Source organism: Oscillibacter sp. CAG:155 (genome assembly GCA_000436875.1).
Lineage (GTDB): Bacteria > Bacillota > Clostridia > Oscillospirales > Oscillospiraceae > Oscillibacter.
Window position 1 is genome coordinate 1 of sequence record FR890828.1, and the last position, 15,634, is coordinate 15,634.

Sequence of the window (15,634 nt, forward strand, 5' to 3'; positions counted from 1 at the left end):
GAAAATACCCGGCACCGGGCGGAAAGGTCTCCTTTCCGCCCGGTGCCGGGTATTTTTCTGCATCGCCGGTACAGGTGATCCGGCGCTTTTGGGACATACATGCGGGACAATTCCCATAGACTGGGACAGGGAGGTGTTCAGCGTGCCTTGACACTGAAGCGGGTGACCAGACGGGTGGAGACCGTGGTATTCAAAAGCCCCACGGAAGACATCTGGTGAGGGACTTCTCCCCGCTTGATGCGCCGGTCCAGAATTTCCACCGCCACCATGCCCAGTTCATCCTTGAAGGCGTGGACGGTTGTCAGCGGCGGGTCCAGCATTTCACACATGGGGATGTCATCAAATCCGATGACGGAAACATCGTCCGGAACGCGGTAGCCGTGCTTTTTCAAAACGCGGATCACGGCGGCAGCCAGGATATCATTTTCGGCAAACAGCGCGTCCGGCAGGAGGGGCTGCTGCTTGATCCAGGCGTCAAAGTCCTGGAACGCGCCTTCGGAAGAGACGTCCACTTCAATGGTGGCGGCCAGAGACATTCCGGCGCGGTCCAGTGCGTCCTGAATGCCCCGCTCCCGCTCACAGAGATTGCGGATGCGCTGCTTGGCCCGGACGTAGCCGATGTGCCGGTGCCCGGTCTGCAGCAGATATTCGGCGGCGGCCTTGGCACCGCCGTAACAGTCATTGGTTACACAGTCCGCCCGGTTTGCCAGCAGGCTGCTGTCCACCACGACCACGGGCGTGCTGCCCAGATACCCGAAGAGCTGCTCGATTTCCGGCAGCTGTGTCTCGGTGATGTCTGTCCCCAGGAAGATGATGCCGTCTGCGTTGCGGATAAACTCCAGCGTCTGGGGATTGTACATGTCTCCGGCGTTCAGGTAGCGCACCTGGGTGCTGTATCCCAGCTCCGTGGCCCGTGCCTCCACGCCCTGAAGGACAAAGGAGGCAAACGAGGTGTGTTCCGCAATCTGGACGATTTTGCCTGCGTAGCGGACAAAGCAGATGGTTTGTGCAGGGGAGAAGAGACTGGATGAATCCGGACGGGAATAACCCAGCTGCATGGCGGTTTCCAGCACCAGAGCACGGGTATTTTCGCTCACACCCGGCTTTCCGTTGAGAGCCAAAGAAACAGCGGACTGGGAAATATTCAGTTTTTCGGCGATGTCTTTTGCCGTCACTCCGGGCATGACAGAGGACCTCCTTCCGACCTTGTTTTTATTATGCAACAAATCAGATAAAAAGGCAACTAAAATATTTATATAAATTTTATATGAAACTGCGGGCGTTTTCCCAAAGGAGCAGGGAAAGGGGTTGGTTATTATGCACAAGCGTAATCGTTATCATAGTGTATAATACGATGAAAAAAGGTATTTAGCACAAATTTTAATTGACATGTGACCTAAAATTATCTAAAATTTACTCAAGAGCAGCGAGCGGCCGGTGTACGCTGCGAATTGAGATGAAGAGGAGACTTGAACATGAAAAAGATTCTTGCATTGTTGCTGACATTGTCGATGGTCTTTGCACTGACTGCCTGCGGAAGCGGTCAGGAAGACGAGTCCTCCCAGGAAGAACCCAACACCACGGAAGAGGGCAGCAATCTGGTCGGCGTGGCCATGCCTACCAAGGACCTGCAGCGCTGGAATCAGGACGGCGAAAACATGAAGGCCCAGCTGGAAGAGGCCGGCTACACCGTGGACCTGCAGTATGCCGCCAACGATATCCCCACCCAGGTTTCCCAGATTGAGAACATGATCGCCAACGGCTGCGAAGTGCTGGTGATCGCCTCCATCGACGGCGAGGCACTGGGCACCGTTCTGGACCAGGCAAAGGCCGCGGATATCCCCGTCATCGCCTATGACCGCCTGATCATGAACTCTGACGCCGTCAGCTATTACGCAACCTTTGATAACTGGGATGTCGGCGTGAAGCAGGGCGAGTACATCGTCGACGCGCTGGATCTGGAGAATGCCGGTGACAAGACCTACAACATCGAGTACATCACCGGCGACCCCGGCGACAACAACATCAACTTCTTCTTTGACGGCGCCATCAGCGTCCTGCAGCCCTACATCGACGCCGGCACGCTGGTTTGCCCCTCCGGCCAGACCGAGAAGCAGACCGTCGCTACCGCCAACTGGGCGACCGACGCAGCCCAGGCCCGGTTCGAGAACATCCTGGCTTCCTATTACTCTGACGGCACGCAGCTGGACGTGGTCCTGGCTTCCAACGACTCCACCGCTCTGGGCGTTGCCAACGCACTGGCTTCCTCCTACACCGGCAACTATCCCGTGCTGACCGGCCAGGATTGCGATATCGCCAACGTGAAGAACATTGTTGCCGGCAAGCAGTCCATGTCCGTGTTCAAGGATACCCGTGACCTGGCCTCCAAGACCGTGGAAATGGTGGACGCCCTGATGAAGGGAACCGAGCCCCCCGTCAACGATACCGAGACCTATGACAACGGCACTGGCGTGATCCCCAGCTATCTGTGCGAGCCCAAGGACTGCACCATTGATAACTATCAGGAGCTGTTGATCGATTCCGGCTATTATACCGAAGCTGACCTGAACGGCTGATTTCAGTACGGGTTCCGGTCTGCTGGAACGAATTGTTCGGGCAAGGCGGGAGATTCCCGCCTTGCCCGAAACCATAAAATGAGGTGATATCTTGTCTGAGAACATTCTGGAAATGAGGAATATCACCAAGCTGTTTCCCGGAGTCCGGGCCCTGGACGACGTGAATTTGCAGGTGAAGAAGGGGACGATCCACGCGCTGGTCGGGGAGAACGGCGCCGGAAAGTCCACCCTCATGAACGTATTGAGCGGTATTTATCCCTATGGCAGCTACACCGGCGACATTGTCTATGAAGGCGAGGTATGCAAGTTCGCCAAGATCACGGACAGTGAACAAAAGGGCATCGTCATCATTCATCAGGAACTGGCGCTGGTCCCCTACATGACCATCGGCGAGAATATGTTCCTGGGCAATGAGCAGGGCAAGTCCTTCTCCATCAACTGGGACGGCACCTACGAAAAGGCGGACAAATACCTGAAGATCGTGGGCCTGGCGGAATCCTCCCGCACGCTGGTCAAGGATATCGGCGTGGGCAAACAGCAGCTGGTGGAGATCGCCAAGGCACTGGCGAAAAATGCCCGGCTGCTGATTCTGGACGAGCCGACCTCCTCCCTGAATGAGTCGGACTCCAAGGCACTGCTGGATCTGCTGCTGCGCTTCAAGCAGGAGGGCATGACCTGCATCATCATCTCCCACAAACTCAATGAGGTCTCCTATGTGGCCGATGACATCACCGTGATCCGGGACGGCAAGACCATTGAGACACTGCACAAGGGCGTGGACGATATTTCCGAGGACCGGATCATCCGCGGCATGGTGGGCCGGGAGATCGCGGACCGCTTCCCCAAGCGCACGGGTGTCACCATCGGCGATGTGTGTATGGAGGTCAAGAACTGGACGGTTTACCATCCGGTTTACCGGGAGAAAAAAGTGGTGGACGATGTGTCCATGTACGTCCGCAAAGGCGAAGTGGTGGGCATTTCCGGCCTGATGGGTGCCGGCCGGACCGAGCTAGCCATGAGTCTCTTCGGCCACAGCTATGGTCACGCGGCCCACGGGACGCTGCTTTTGGGCGGCAAGGAAGTCAAACTGAAAAACGAGAAGGACGCCATCCGGCACGGCCTCGCATATGTCACCGAGGACCGCAAGGGAAACGGACTGATCCTCTCCAATCCCATTCGCGTCAATACCACGCTCGCCAATCTGGAGGGCGTCTGCCACCGGGGCGTGGTGGATCAGGACAAGGAATATGCCGTGTCCGATGAGTACCGGAAAAAACTCAAAACCAAATGTACCGGCGTGGAACAGAATGTGGGCAACCTCTCCGGCGGCAACCAGCAGAAGGTGCTGCTGGCAAAGTGGATGTTTGCCGACCCTGACATTTTGATCCTGGATGAGCCTACCCGCGGTATCGACGTAGGCGCAAAATACGAAATTTACTGCATCATCAACGAGCTGGTGGCCTCCGGAAAATCCGTCATCATGATTTCCTCGGAGCTGCCGGAGGTATTGGGGATGAGCGATCGGATTTATGTGATGAACGAGGGACGGATCGTGGGCGAGTTCCAGCAGGGCGAAGCCTCGCAGGAGAGCATCATGGCCTGTATCCTGAAATCCTCGAACAACTAAAGGAGCGTTTCCATCATGACAAAGACAAAAGTTTTGAACTGGCTCCAGAAAAACACCATGGTCCTGATTCTGGTGCTGGTGTTTGCGTTCTTCGCCTGGCAGACGGGGGGGAAAATCCTGAACCCCCAGAACATCACCAACCTGATCTCGCAAAACGCATACGTGTTTATCCTGGCCACCGGCATGCTGCTGTGCATCCTCACCGGCGGCAACATCGACCTTTCCGTTGGCTCTGTGGTGTGTTTCACCGGCGCCATCGGCGCCCTGCTGATGGCCGGCGGCATGAACATGTGGCTGGCGGTGGTGGTCATGCTGCTCATCGGCCTGGCCATCGGTGCCTTCCAGGCATACTGGATCGCCTACGTGCGGGTCCCGCCCTTCATCACCACCCTGGCGGGCATGCTGATTTTCCGCGGCCTTTCCAACGTGGCCCTCAATGGCCGCACCCAGTCCATCTCCGACCAGATGTTCAAGGACATCTTCGGCGGCGGCGCTACCTGCTATATCCCCGATCCCTTCGGCGGTGAGGGATTGAACGTGCTGTGCCTGATCGTGGGCCTGGCGGTCTGCGTGGTGTATCTCGTGATGGTGGTCCGCAACCGGATCAACCGGGTCAAGAAGGGCTACGAGGTCAAGCCCCTGACGGCTGTGGTGCTGCGCAGCGTGGTCATCGTGGCGGCCGTGATGTTCTTCACCATCAGCCTCAGCCGTTACAAGGGCATCCCCACCGCGCTGCTGTGGGTGGCCGTGGTGATCTGCGTGTATGCCTACATCACCTCCAAGACTACCATCGGTCGGCATCTGTATGCGGTGGGCGGCAATGAGAAGGCCACCAAGCTCTCCGGCATCAACACGAAAAAGGTGTATTTCTTCGCCTATGCGAACATGGGATTCCTGGCGGCCCTGGCCGGCGTTTTGACCATCGCCCGCATGGCATCCGCCCAGCCCACCTACGGTGACGGCTACGAGATGGACGCCATCGGCGCCTGCTTCATCGGCGGCGCATCTGCTTACGGCGGCGTGGGCACGGTCCCTGGCGTCATCGTCGGCGCTGTGCTGATGGGCGTTATCAACCTGGGCATGAGCGTCATGGGTATCGACCAGAACTTCCAGAAGGTGGTCAAGGGCGGCGTGCTGCTGGCTGCCGTGGTGTTTGATGTGCTCTCCAAGCGCGATGATTCCTGATAAACGCCTCATCAAGGCTGAAAGGGAGTTTCGAGATGTATTACATAGGGATTGATTTGGGGACCTCCGCCGTCAAGCTGCTGCTGGTGGATGAGAACGGCGGAATTCTGAATACGGTGACGCGGGAATATCCGCTGGAATTTCCAAAGCCCGGCTGGAGCCAACAAAATCCTGAGGACTGGAAACGCGCGGTTCTGGAGGGAGTTCCCCAGCTGCTCCAGGGCTTTGACGGCGCAAAGGTGGCGGGGATCGGCTGCGGCGGCCAGATGCATGGTCTGGTGGTGCTGGATGAGCAGGACTCAGTGATCCGGCCCGCAATCTTGTGGAACGACGGCCGCACCGCCGCACAGGTGGACTACCTGAACGGGACCGTGGGCAAGGAGACCCTGGCCCGCCTGACGGCCAACATCGCCTTCGCAGGGTTTACCGCGCCGAAGCTCTTGTGGATGCGGGAAAACGAGCCGGAGAACTTTTCCAGAATCAAGAAGATTATGCTGCCCAAGGACTATATCAACTATATTCTTACGGGCGTGCATTGCTGTGACTACTCCGATGCCTCCGGCATGCTGCTGCTGGATGTGGAACACAAGCGCTGGAGCGAGGAGATGCTCTCCATCTGCGGCGTCACGCTGGAGCAGATGCCCCGGCTCTATGAGAGCTACCAGGTGGTGGGGACGGTCAAGCCGGAAGTGGCGGCCGGCCTCGGCATCCCGTCCGGCACGAAGGTGGTGGCCGGCGCGGGAGACAATGCCGCGGCGGCGGTGGGAACCGGCGTTGTGGGGGAGGGCGGCTGCAACATCAGCCTGGGCACCTCCGGGACCGTGTTCATCTCCTCCAAGAAATTCGGCATGGACCCCAACAACGCCCTTCATGCCTTTGCCCATGCCGACGGCGGCTGGCACCTGATGGGGTGCATGCTCTCGGCGGCCTCCTGCAACAAATGGCTGTGCGACGATATCCTCAAAACCACGGATTACGCGGCAGAACAGCGGGATATCACGCCGGAAAAGCTGGGGCGGAACCATGTGTATTTCCTGCCCTACCTCATGGGGGAGCGCAGCCCTATCAACGATACCAATGCCCGGGGGACGTTCATCGGCATGACCATGGATACCTCCCGCTCCGACTTGGTGCAGGCGGTGCTGGAGGGTGTGGCCTTCGCCATCCGGGACTCCTTTGAGGTGGCCCGGTCCCTGGGACTGGAAATCCCCAGCACCAAGATCTGCGGCGGCGGCAGCAAGTCCCCGCTGTGGAGAACGATCTTTGCGAATGTCTTGGGAATTCCCCTGGAGCTGCTGAAAACCGAACAGGGCCCCGGCTATGGCGGCGCCATGCTGGCCATGGTAGGCTGCGGACAGTACGAGAGCGTACAGGCTGCGGCGGACGCCCTGGTGGAAGTGGCAGACCGGGTGGAACCGGACCCGGAGCTGACGGCCCGGTACGAAGCCCGGTACCAGCAGTTCCGGAAGATCTATCCCGCCCTCAGGCAGGTCTTTCCCCAGCTGCGGTGACGGGGGAGGGAAAACGCCGTACGTTTCGGGAGTGGATCGTGCGGGTGGCACTGCTGCTGGTGGGGCTGTGCATTGCCCATCTGGGGGTCACGCTGTTTCTGCAGACGGACTTGGGGTCCGACCCATTCAATGTGTTTGTGCAGGGGCTGTTCCGGTCTCTTCCGTGGCCCGCCTGGGCCGCCATGACCCACGGGCGGGTGCATCTCCTGGTGTCACTGGTGATTTTGCTGGTGCTGCTGGTGGTGGACCGGAGCTATGTGGGCGTGGGAACAGTACTGTGTATGGCCCTGGGCGGCCCCGTTATCGACCTGTACACCCTCTGGCTTTCGCCGGTAATCCACGGCGGCCTGCCGCTGCTGTGCCGGTTGGGCCTGTTGGTGGCAGGGTGCTTGATCCTGGCCTTCGGCATGACCATCGTCATCCGTTCCCAGGCGGGCACTGGTCCCAATGATCTGGTTGCGGTGGTGATCAGTGATAAGATGAAAAAGCCCTTTGGGCCGGTCCGGGTTGTGGCGGATTGTGCTTTCGCCGGAACGGGACTGGCCTTGGGCGGTGTGGTGGGCCTCGGCACAGTGGTGTGCGCCTTTTTGGTGGGCCCGGCTGCCCAGCTGTTTTTTCCGGCGAGTGAAAAAATTTGTCAGATTGCCCTGAGTCATTTTGCGGGAGAGTCCTCCCGTGTTTGAGGTGAGAGTTTATGACGATTGATTCCATTTTCGATCCTGCGTTTGCCCCCTACGGCAAAGTGCTGGAGGGGTATGACACTGCTGCACTGACCAAGACGCTGCAGGAGGTCACACCGGTGCCGGAAGGGGTGGAATATGTCCCCTCCCAGCCGGAGCTGGAGGCACTGCCCATCGCGGGCCAGCTCTCCGCTAATGCCTATGGCGGCATGCCCATTCAGCTGGGCTGGTGCAACGGGCACAACACCAAACTCAACTGCCTGGAATACCACCGGGACAGTGAGCTCAACTGCGGTGCCCAGGACTTTATCCTCCTGCTGGCCCGGGAGGACGAAATGGAAGGCGGTATGCTGGATACTGCCAAGGTCAAGGCGTTCCGGGTCCCCGCCGGGGTGCTGGTGGAGGTCTATGCCACCACGCTGCATTACGCACCTTGCTCCGCCGCATCCGGCGCGGGGTTCCAGGTGGTTGTGGTGCTCCCCCGGGGCACCAACGGCCCCAAGCCGGCACTGACGCCCCTGAACGGGGAGGATGAGACCCTGACCGCCTGCAACAAATGGCTGCTGGCCCATCCGGACTCCGACGAGGCCAAGGGCGGTGCCAAAGTGGGCCTGAAGGGCGTGAACATCGACATTGTCAACCTGATTTAAAAAGGAGAGAGTTGCTATGAATATTCCTGAAGTCAAACTTGGCATCATTGCCGTGTCCCGGGACTGCTTCCCCATTGCGCTGTCCACCAAGCGCCGGCAGAATATTGTGGCGGCGTACGGTGAGGGCCTCTATGAGTGCCCCATCACCGTGGAGAATGAGGCGGACGCGCTGAAGGCCCTGGAAGATGTCCGGGCCAACGGCGTCAATGCCCTGGTGGTGTTCCTGGGCAACTTCGGCCCTGAGACGCCGGAGACGCTGCTGTGCCAGAAGTTTGACGGCCCCACCATGTACATTGCCGCGGCGGAGGGCGACGGTGACCTGATCAACGGCCGGGGCGATGCCTACTGCGGCGTGCTCAACTGCTCCTACAATCTGGGCATGCGCCACCTGAAGGCCTACATCCCGGAGTATCCCGTCGGCACGGCGGAGGAATGTGCCCAGATGATCCGGGAGTTTATCCCCGTGGCCCGGGCCATCATCGGTGTGAAAAATCTGAAGATCATCACCTTTGGCCCCCGGCCACAGGACTTCTTTGCCTGCAACGCTCCCATCAAGGGCCTCTATGAGCTGGGCGTGGAAGTGGAGGAGAACTCCGAGCTGGACCTGCTGGTATCCTATAAGGCTCATGCGGGCGACGCCCGGATTCCCGGCGTCATTGCCGATATGAAGGCGGAGATGGGGGAGAAGACCTCCTATCCCGATCTGCTGGAGCGGATGGCCCAGTTTGAGGTGACGCTGCTGGATTGGGCGGAGAGCCACAAGGGCGCCCGCCAGTTCGTGGCGTTCGCGGACAAGTGCTGGCCCGCGTTCCCGGAGCAGTTCGGCTTTGAGCCCTGCTATGTCAACTCCCGCCTGGCCTCCAGGGGAATCCCCGTGGCCTGCGAGGTGGATATCTACGGCGCACTCAGCGAGTATATCGGAGCCTGCATCACCGGCGATGCCGTCACGCTGCTGGACATCAACAACTCTGTGCCCAAGTACATCTATGATGAGGAGATCGCTGGCAAGTTCGCCTACGATATCAAGGACACCTTCATGGGCTTCCACTGCGGCAATACCCCCAGCTGCAAGATGTGCGGCGGCTGTGCTGTGAAGTATCAGCTGATCCAGAACCGTCTGCTGGAAAACGGCGGGACGCCGGACTTCACCCGCGGCACGCTGGAAGGCGACATCGCACCCTCTGAGATCACCTTCTATCGACTCCAGTGCGACAGTGAGGGGACCCTGCGGGCCTATGTGGCGGAAGGCGAAGTACTCCCGGTGGCCACCCGCTCCTTCGGCGGTATCGGCATTTTTGCCATCCCTGAAATGGGCCGGTTCTACCGCCATGTGCTGCTCCAGAAGCGGTATCCCCACCACGGGGCGGTGGCGTTTGCCCACTGCGGCAAGGCACTCTTTGAGGTTTTGAAGTACTTCGGCGTCGGTGATATCGCTTACAACCAGCCCAAGAGCCTGCCCTATCCCACGGAGAATCCCTGGGGCTAAGAGAAACACTTCCGAAATTGGACCGTAGTCCAAAATACCGAGTCGAAAAATAATGCGGCAAAATCCTCTGTACTGCTGAAAATATCTGTGCGTTTGCGAAAGGCCACCGGACGTTATTCCGTTCGGCGGCCTTTTTCTACTATCTCGGGATAATCAAAAATAATGCAAAAAGCATAATAAATCTGTAAAAAACCAGCAAAAACATGGCATAATCTACAAAACAAATCGTCAATAATAGTAAAATGTTATAATTGCAAAAGATTCCCAAATTTGCTATTCTATATTCAGAAAAGGTTTTCTCGAGCCGCTGGGAAGGAAAATCAAAGATTTTTACCAAAGCAGCTCCTTTTGTTTTTTCAATTTTGAGAAAACGTTTTCACAAACTGGGAAATGAAAAGTGTTATCATTATTTTGAGAAAGGTTGGTGTCTATGAAAGTCGGTTTTATCGGGTTGGGGGTAATGGGGCGCCCCATGGCAAAGAATCTGCTGAAAGCAGGGCATGAACTGTTCGTGTACGATGTGGTTCCCAAGGGGGTTGAAGAGCTTGTTGCGTGCGGCGCCAACGCTATGGACAGCAATAAGGCGGTGGCGCAGAAAAGTGATGTGGTCATCACCATGCTTCCCAATTCTCCTCATGTCAAAACGGTGATCCTGGGTGCGGATGGCGTACTGGAGGGCCGCCATGAGGGAATGAAGATCATTGAAATGAGTTCGATTGCGCCTCTGGCGACAAAAGAAGTCGGCGCAGCATGCGCAAAGGCGGGAGTTCCCATGCTGGAGTCCCCTGTCTCCGGCGGAGAAATCGGTGCGATCAACGGAACGCTCGCCCTGATGTGCGGCGGTGAGGAATCTTTGCTGGAGGAGATGCGGCCCATTCTGGAGGTCATGGCTGGCACAATCACATATTGCGGCGCCTTGGGTGCAGGCAATACGACCAAGCTGGTCAATCAGCATATCATTGCGGTTGAAACTGCCGCGGTGGCAGAAGCGTTTGTCATGGGTCTGAAGGCCGGCGTGGAGCCTGAGGTCGTCTATAATGCGATCAGAAATGGCTATGCGGGGTCGAAAGTCCTGGACGGAAAGCTGGCAATGGCCATGGATCGCGATTTTAAGGCGGGCTTCCGGCTGGATCTGCACATTAAAGATCTGGCCAATGCTCTGGAGACGGGCCATGCGCTGGGAGCAGCCATGCCGCTTGCCAGCTTGGTTATGGATGAAATGAAGTATATGTCCGCAATCGGCGCCGGGTCTGAGGACAGCGCGGCGGTCATGCGCTATTATGAGAGACTTGCGGGTGTGGAGCTTACCCGCTCCAAGAAATAACAGACTTTGGGATACTTTTAAAGCAACCGGAATCGTATCGATTGAAATTGGATGGAGGAGCGACTATGAAAACTATGAGAAGATTTTTGCCTGTAGCACTTTCAGCGTTGTTCTTGGTCACTCTGGTCGCGGGCTGCGGCGATCAGGGTGAGAGCAGCACCGATGGGGAGGGCGGCAATACATATGAGATCACGATGACCTCATTTGATAATGCCTCCACAGTAGCCTGCCAGCTGGGCACCAAGTTTGCGGATTTGGTCTCGGAGAAATCCGATGGCCGCATCCAAATCAACTTCCATACCGACGCGACCCTGGGTAACGAAACAGAGCAATATGATCTGATCAAGAGCGGCGAGATTCAAATCTGTTATTTTGCGGACAGTTTTGGCAGTCAGATCGCATCTGGCTATGATCCCACCATCATTCCCTTCCTCTTTACCAGTATCGAGGATGTGGAGGCGGTCTTTGACAGCCCGCTGGGCGAGGCAATTGAGAACGCCGCATATGAAAACGGCAATGTTCGGTTGCTGGGATTGTCCCGCCGCAGCCCTCGCCTGCTGACCGCTTCGAAAGAGATCACCTCGCCGGAAGAGCTGGAGGGACTGAAGCTCCGGGTCCCCGAAATCCAGGCTTGGGTAACCGTGTGGAATTCCATGGGCGCTAACTGCACCGTGGTAAGCTGGTCTGAAACCTATTCTGCGCTGCAGACCGGCGTGGTTGATGGCCAGGAGAACCCTATTGACAACATCTACGCCAACAAGATCTACGAGGTCAACAAGTACATCATGCAGACCGAGCATCTGCAGTCTGTAAACCATTGGTGCGTCAATGCAGATTTCTGGGATGCCAATGGACCCTGCGGATCAGGAGATTCTGACCTCCTGTTTCCAGGAAGCTGCTGATTGGGCAAATGGAGCACTGGATGAGCTGAATGAGCAGTACATGGAGGAGATCTTGGCTGATGGTACGGTTTCCTTTGTGCCGGTGGACAAGGCCCTCTTCCAGGAGGCTGCCGCCAGCGGAATCGAGGCTGTCAAGGAAACCCTGCAGCCCGAGGCACAGGAGTACATTGAAGATTATCTGGCGGGATAACAGAACTGGGCAGAAAGATCCCTCCAAGTAACAACAGGCGGGCACAGTCCGCATCTTTCACGGGGCAGGGCTGTGCCCGCTGAATCACTTATGCATGGAAAAGAGGAGCGCTCATGAAGAAAATTGAGAAAGTCCTGAGCGTGATTTCGGGACTGTTCCTTGTGGCGATGTTTGTCCTCTGTCTGCTCCAGGTAATTTTCCGATTTGTCTTGCACATCTCTGCGCCATTTACAGAAGAGTTTGCCCGCATGAGCTATATCTGGATGGTATTTCTCATGCTCCCGGTTTTGGAGAGCAGGGACGAACAGATGAAGGTGACCTACTTCCTCGGAAAATTCCCCAAAAAGCTGCAACTGATCATCTACTGGATCATGAGCCTTTGCTACGTGGCATTTTTGGCGCTGCTGACCATTGGAAGTTTCCGACTGGTCACGAGCAGTACGACAGTTACATTTGCCTCAACACCCTGGCTGAAAACAAATTACCAGTATATCCCTATTTTGATCGGCAGCATTGCATCGATTGTTTTCGTGATTTTCCGTGCGCTGCGTGCAAAGGAAGTCCTGAATCATGAACAGATGGAGTACGAAGTGTAAAGGAGGCGCCGCATGCTGATTGCTATTTATGTGGGCCTGGTGATGATCTTATTCCTGATGGGCTTTGCCGTCCCCTATGCGTTGGGCATTTCCGCTGTGGTCGGAATGATTTACAGCGGGAGCTTCGGCTTCGTTCAGATGCAGACGATGGTCACCAAAATGGCCACGGGTGTAAACAGCTTCACCCTGCTTGCGATCCCGCTGTTTTTGCTTTCCGGCAAGCTTATGAACGTGGGCAGCATTACAGAGCGTATCTTTAAATTCTGCAATGCGCTGGTTGGCTGGATTCCGGGAGGCCTGGGTCAGGTCAATATCCTGGCGTCTGTAGTGTTTGCCGGAATGAGCGGGTCTGCGGTTGCCGATGCGGCAGGACTTGGCACCATTGAGATTCGGGCTATGAGAAACGAGGGGTTCGATGCGCCGTTTTCTGCAGGTATTACAGCGGCCAGCTCCACCATTGGCCCGATTATTCCGCCGAGCATCCCGCTAATCGTGTTTGGCTGCGTTGGCTCTGTGTCTATCTCCAAGCTGTTGGTGGGAGGCATTATTCCGGGCATCGTCTGCGCAATTTGCCTGGGAATTATGGTCGCCATTATCTCAAACCGCCGTCACTACCCTCGCAGAGGATTTCCCACGGTTTCCGAGCTATTTAAATTGGCCTGCTCTTCCTTTTTGGCACTGCTGACTCCGGTTATCCTGATCGGCGGTATTCTCACCGGCATCTTCACAGCAACGGAGGCCGCGGCTGTGGCTTCGGCGTATGCACTGTGCCTGACGGTTTTCATCTACCGGGAACTGGGGTTGAAAGACATTGTGCGGGTGGTCCGAGAGGTATGCGTTGAAACGGCAAGTATTATGCTGGTGGTTTCTGCATCCACGCTTTACGGATATATGATTACCAAATGCCAGATCCCCCAGATGGTGCTGGACCTGTTCCTTTCTATCAGTGATAACAAGGCAGTATTCCTGCTTTTGATCAACTTGTTCCTGCTGTTTGTCGGCTGCTTTATGGAAACAAACGCGGCCATCATGATTCTCACGCCCATCCTGCTGCCGGCGGCGGTTACATTTGGCGTTGATCCGGTGCATTTTGGATTGATTATGGTGTTCAATCTGATGATTGGACTGCTTACGCCCCCGGTTGGCATGTGCCTGTATGCCACGGCGCGGGTTGCAAATATCAGCTTTGAGGAAACTGTCAAGGGTACGGCTCCGTTCTATATCCCTCTGATTGTTACGCTGATTGCCATTACCGCTTTCCCCTGGCTCTCCACTTGCCTGGGCGGATAAAGTTCATTTCAAATCCTCACTGCATGCTATGGAAGGGAGCGGCGATATGAGTAAACTGACGGCTTCCCTGTTTTCCACCATCGACCGAAAAGATCTGCCTCTGAAAATTGATTTGAGCTCGAAGGCAATGGGAATTTTAGGGGCAATAATTTTGGTGACAAGTGTGTCCTCTGCGCATCAGATCCTGCACCTAGTCGGAGCTACTCTCTGTGTTTATGGAATGATCTGGCTGTGCGCAATTTACGAAATCCGAACAAAGGGACTTCCGGCATATGCGCGCTATTTGTCACGCGATATTTGTTTTTCGCTGGCATGGGCATTTTTGATGCTCATCTGGCTCATGACGGATATTCTGTAGCGGGGCATCTGCCCAGAGCGTGTATGTAACTCAGCCTGCCTGCGGGCAGCTGCAAAAAATTAAGAAAAGGAGTCGTTTCAAGATGGGTAATGAAGTAAGAGTTGCGTATTCCGAGGGAAAAATTGGACGCATCATTCTGGCGCGTATTCTTCCTGGCACGGATCTGTGCGAAGGTATCACCAAAATCCTTCAGGAGAAGAACATCCAAAGCGGCTGGGTCTCCATGATTGGAAGTCTGCAAAAGACCAGCTACTTCTATCTTGAGAAAAATGACGCCAAACTGGGCGCTGGCTATGGCCCGGCAAATCACAGAACTTTCCCGGTGGAGTTGTGCAATGCGATGGGACTGATCTGTGAGGGCGGTCTGCACATTCATGCCAGCATGTGCGGTGATGACGGCGTATTCTATGGCGGACACATCATTGCCGGAGAGAGCCCCTCCCTTGCCACGATTGAAGTCATGATTGTGGAGGTCGTTGGCGGAAACTTCGTGCGGGCATATGATCCCGAGGCGGACGGCACACATTTTGCACCTTACGAAACAAAGTGAGCTTTTACAAAAAGGTCTTTGTGGTGATTTTTTGATCACCACAAAGACCTTCCTCACAGCGGATGCAATGGAATTTTTGCAGAAGAGTCACATGGCTACAGATGCACGTTCCGAGCCAGAGCAACATTCCGAAGTTTCTCAGACAGCGTAGAAGAGGGGGGCGCAATGGAGTTGCCGTGCTGAAGAGACGGCTCGAAAACATAGTGGCGCATGTCCAAGCTGGGGTCCTGGATACGTTCCAGAATTGCCGTTCCCACACATTGGGCGATTGCCTGCAGATCGTAGACGGCGCTGCAGGGACACGTTGCGAACAACTGCATGTTTTCGATTTGATCGTGTCCAGCAAGGGAGATATCCTCCGGGACACGAATGTGATAATCCAAAAGCCGCTGCATAATACCGACGGTAGACATGTTGCTTTCCGAAAGAATTGCCGTGGGCTGTTCCGTGAAGGAAAAGAGATAGTCCACCGCCTGGATTCCGCCTTCAATGGTGAAATGCCCATTGAATACATACGGATAGCTGCCGTCCACCTCGATGCCGGATTCCCGCATAGCATCTACAAATCCCTGAAAACGGTCTCTGGCGTTGGGATAGATCTCTGGCCCGCGGACACAGTAGATTTTCCGATGCCCAGCCCGCAAAAGTTCCTTCGTCAGCAGCTTGCAGCCGGTATAGCCGTCTGTATCCACCAAGTCTCCATGAAAAT

General features: G+C 56.1%; 16 protein-coding genes. 14 read left to right on the plus strand and 2 right to left on the minus strand.

The annotated features are described in order from the left end of the window. Nucleotides 1–137: 137 nt before the first annotated feature. On the minus strand, nucleotides 138–1,184 hold the full coding sequence (locus tag QZL67_RS00630; RefSeq protein WP_022288855.1) for a LacI family DNA-binding transcriptional regulator: 1,047 nt from the start codon (nucleotides 1,182–1,184) through the stop codon (nucleotides 138–140). Nucleotides 1,185–1,475: 291 nt separating this feature from the next. On the opposite strand from QZL67_RS00630, the gene chvE reads away from it, so the two are divergent. The 14 genes from chvE to QZL67_RS00700 all read left to right on the plus strand — a co-directional run bounded on the left by chvE (nucleotide 1,476) and on the right by QZL67_RS00700 (nucleotide 14,925). Then, nucleotides 1,476–2,576 (plus strand): multiple monosaccharide ABC transporter substrate-binding protein, encoded by a 1,101-nt coding sequence (chvE, locus tag QZL67_RS00635; RefSeq protein WP_022288856.1) that lies wholly within the window; start codon nucleotides 1,476–1,478, stop codon nucleotides 2,574–2,576. A 112-nt stretch (nucleotides 2,577–2,688) separates the two neighbouring features. Beyond that, on the plus strand, nucleotides 2,689–4,203 hold the full coding sequence (gene mmsA, locus QZL67_RS00640; RefSeq protein ID WP_373887776.1) for a multiple monosaccharide ABC transporter ATP-binding protein: 1,515 nt from the start codon (nucleotides 2,689–2,691) through the stop codon (nucleotides 4,201–4,203). Nucleotides 4,204–4,218: 15 nt separating this feature from the next. Next, nucleotides 4,219–5,388: a multiple monosaccharide ABC transporter permease gene (gene mmsB, locus QZL67_RS00645; RefSeq protein ID WP_022288858.1), complete on the plus strand. Its 1,170-nt coding sequence runs from the start codon at nucleotides 4,219–4,221 to the stop codon at nucleotides 5,386–5,388. 35 nt (nucleotides 5,389–5,423) lie between these two features. Next, entirely contained in the window at nucleotides 5,424–6,899 is a 1,476-nt protein-coding gene (xylB, locus tag QZL67_RS00650) for a xylulokinase (RefSeq protein WP_022288859.1), read from the plus strand. Nucleotides 6,900–6,937: 38 nt separating this feature from the next. Beyond that, the gene (locus QZL67_RS00655) at nucleotides 6,938–7,582 is read left to right on the plus strand and encodes a hypothetical protein (RefSeq protein WP_292919582.1); all 645 of its coding nucleotides are present in this window, start codon (nucleotides 6,938–6,940) and stop codon (nucleotides 7,580–7,582) included. An 11-nt stretch (nucleotides 7,583–7,593) separates the two neighbouring features. Next, a complete protein-coding gene (locus QZL67_RS00660) occupies nucleotides 7,594–8,229 on the plus strand; it encodes a DUF4867 family protein (protein WP_022288861.1) in 636 nt (211 codons plus the stop codon). Between the two features lie 16 nt (nucleotides 8,230–8,245). Next, a complete protein-coding gene (locus tag QZL67_RS00665; RefSeq protein ID WP_022288862.1) occupies nucleotides 8,246–9,715 on the plus strand; it encodes an L-fucose/L-arabinose isomerase family protein in 1,470 nt (489 codons plus the stop codon). A gap of 430 nt (nucleotides 9,716–10,145) precedes the next feature. Further along, nucleotides 10,146–11,039: a 2-hydroxy-3-oxopropionate reductase gene (locus QZL67_RS00670; protein WP_022288864.1), complete on the plus strand. Its 894-nt coding sequence runs from the start codon at nucleotides 10,146–10,148 to the stop codon at nucleotides 11,037–11,039. Between the two features lie 74 nt (nucleotides 11,040–11,113). Then, nucleotides 11,114–11,941: a TRAP transporter substrate-binding protein DctP gene (locus tag QZL67_RS00675; RefSeq protein ID WP_292919586.1), complete on the plus strand. Its 828-nt coding sequence runs from the start codon at nucleotides 11,114–11,116 to the stop codon at nucleotides 11,939–11,941. 40 nt (nucleotides 11,942–11,981) lie between these two features. Continuing rightward, nucleotides 11,982–12,131, plus strand: a complete 150-nt coding sequence (locus QZL67_RS00680) for a hypothetical protein (RefSeq protein WP_292919588.1) — start codon at nucleotides 11,982–11,984, stop codon at nucleotides 12,129–12,131. A gap of 113 nt (nucleotides 12,132–12,244) precedes the next feature. Beyond that, nucleotides 12,245–12,727 (plus strand): TRAP transporter small permease, encoded by a 483-nt coding sequence (locus QZL67_RS00685; protein WP_022288867.1) that lies wholly within the window; start codon nucleotides 12,245–12,247, stop codon nucleotides 12,725–12,727. Nucleotides 12,728–12,739: 12 nt separating this feature from the next. Beyond that, nucleotides 12,740–14,017, plus strand: coding sequence for a TRAP transporter large permease (locus QZL67_RS00690; RefSeq protein WP_022288868.1), 1,278 nt, complete (start codon nucleotides 12,740–12,742; stop codon nucleotides 14,015–14,017). Between the two features lie 46 nt (nucleotides 14,018–14,063). Continuing rightward, nucleotides 14,064–14,375 carry a hypothetical protein gene (locus QZL67_RS00695; protein ID WP_022288869.1) on the plus strand — a complete coding sequence of 104 codons (312 nt, stop codon included), beginning with the start codon at nucleotides 14,064–14,066 and terminating at the stop codon, nucleotides 14,373–14,375. Nucleotides 14,376–14,457: 82 nt separating this feature from the next. Then, on the plus strand, nucleotides 14,458–14,925 hold the full coding sequence (locus tag QZL67_RS00700; protein WP_022288870.1) for a PPC domain-containing DNA-binding protein: 468 nt from the start codon (nucleotides 14,458–14,460) through the stop codon (nucleotides 14,923–14,925). Between the two features lie 95 nt (nucleotides 14,926–15,020). Here QZL67_RS00700 and QZL67_RS00705 read toward each other — a convergent pair. Further along, a partial coding sequence (locus QZL67_RS00705) for a substrate-binding domain-containing protein (protein WP_292919590.1) occupies nucleotides 15,021–15,634 on the minus strand: 614 nt, incomplete at its 5' end.

Bases quoted from the DNA above. Each gene is read 5' to 3' on its own strand.
- QZL67_RS00630 (WP_022288855.1), bottom strand. From the start codon at position 1,184: ATGCCCGGAGTGACGGCAAAAGACATCGCCGAAAAACTGAATATTTCC.
- chvE (WP_022288856.1), top strand. From the start codon at position 1,476: ATGAAAAAGATTCTTGCATTGTTGCTGACATTGTCGATGGTCTTTGCA.
- mmsA (WP_373887776.1), top strand. From the start codon at position 2,689: ATGAGGAATATCACCAAGCTGTTTCCCGGAGTCCGGGCCCTGGACGAC.
- mmsB (WP_022288858.1), top strand. From the start codon at position 4,219: ATGACAAAGACAAAAGTTTTGAACTGGCTCCAGAAAAACACCATGGTC.
- xylB (WP_022288859.1), top strand. From the start codon at position 5,424: ATGTATTACATAGGGATTGATTTGGGGACCTCCGCCGTCAAGCTGCTG.
- QZL67_RS00660 (WP_022288861.1), top strand. From the start codon at position 7,594: ATGACGATTGATTCCATTTTCGATCCTGCGTTTGCCCCCTACGGCAAA.
- QZL67_RS00665 (WP_022288862.1), top strand. From the start codon at position 8,246: ATGAATATTCCTGAAGTCAAACTTGGCATCATTGCCGTGTCCCGGGAC.
- QZL67_RS00670 (WP_022288864.1), top strand. From the start codon at position 10,146: ATGAAAGTCGGTTTTATCGGGTTGGGGGTAATGGGGCGCCCCATGGCA.
- QZL67_RS00675 (WP_292919586.1), top strand. From the start codon at position 11,114: ATGAGAAGATTTTTGCCTGTAGCACTTTCAGCGTTGTTCTTGGTCACT.
- QZL67_RS00680 (WP_292919588.1), top strand. From the start codon at position 11,982: ATGGAGGAGATCTTGGCTGATGGTACGGTTTCCTTTGTGCCGGTGGAC.
- QZL67_RS00685 (WP_022288867.1), top strand. From the start codon at position 12,245: ATGAAGAAAATTGAGAAAGTCCTGAGCGTGATTTCGGGACTGTTCCTT.
- QZL67_RS00690 (WP_022288868.1), top strand. From the start codon at position 12,740: ATGCTGATTGCTATTTATGTGGGCCTGGTGATGATCTTATTCCTGATG.
- QZL67_RS00695 (WP_022288869.1), top strand. From the start codon at position 14,064: ATGAGTAAACTGACGGCTTCCCTGTTTTCCACCATCGACCGAAAAGAT.
- QZL67_RS00700 (WP_022288870.1), top strand. From the start codon at position 14,458: ATGGGTAATGAAGTAAGAGTTGCGTATTCCGAGGGAAAAATTGGACGC.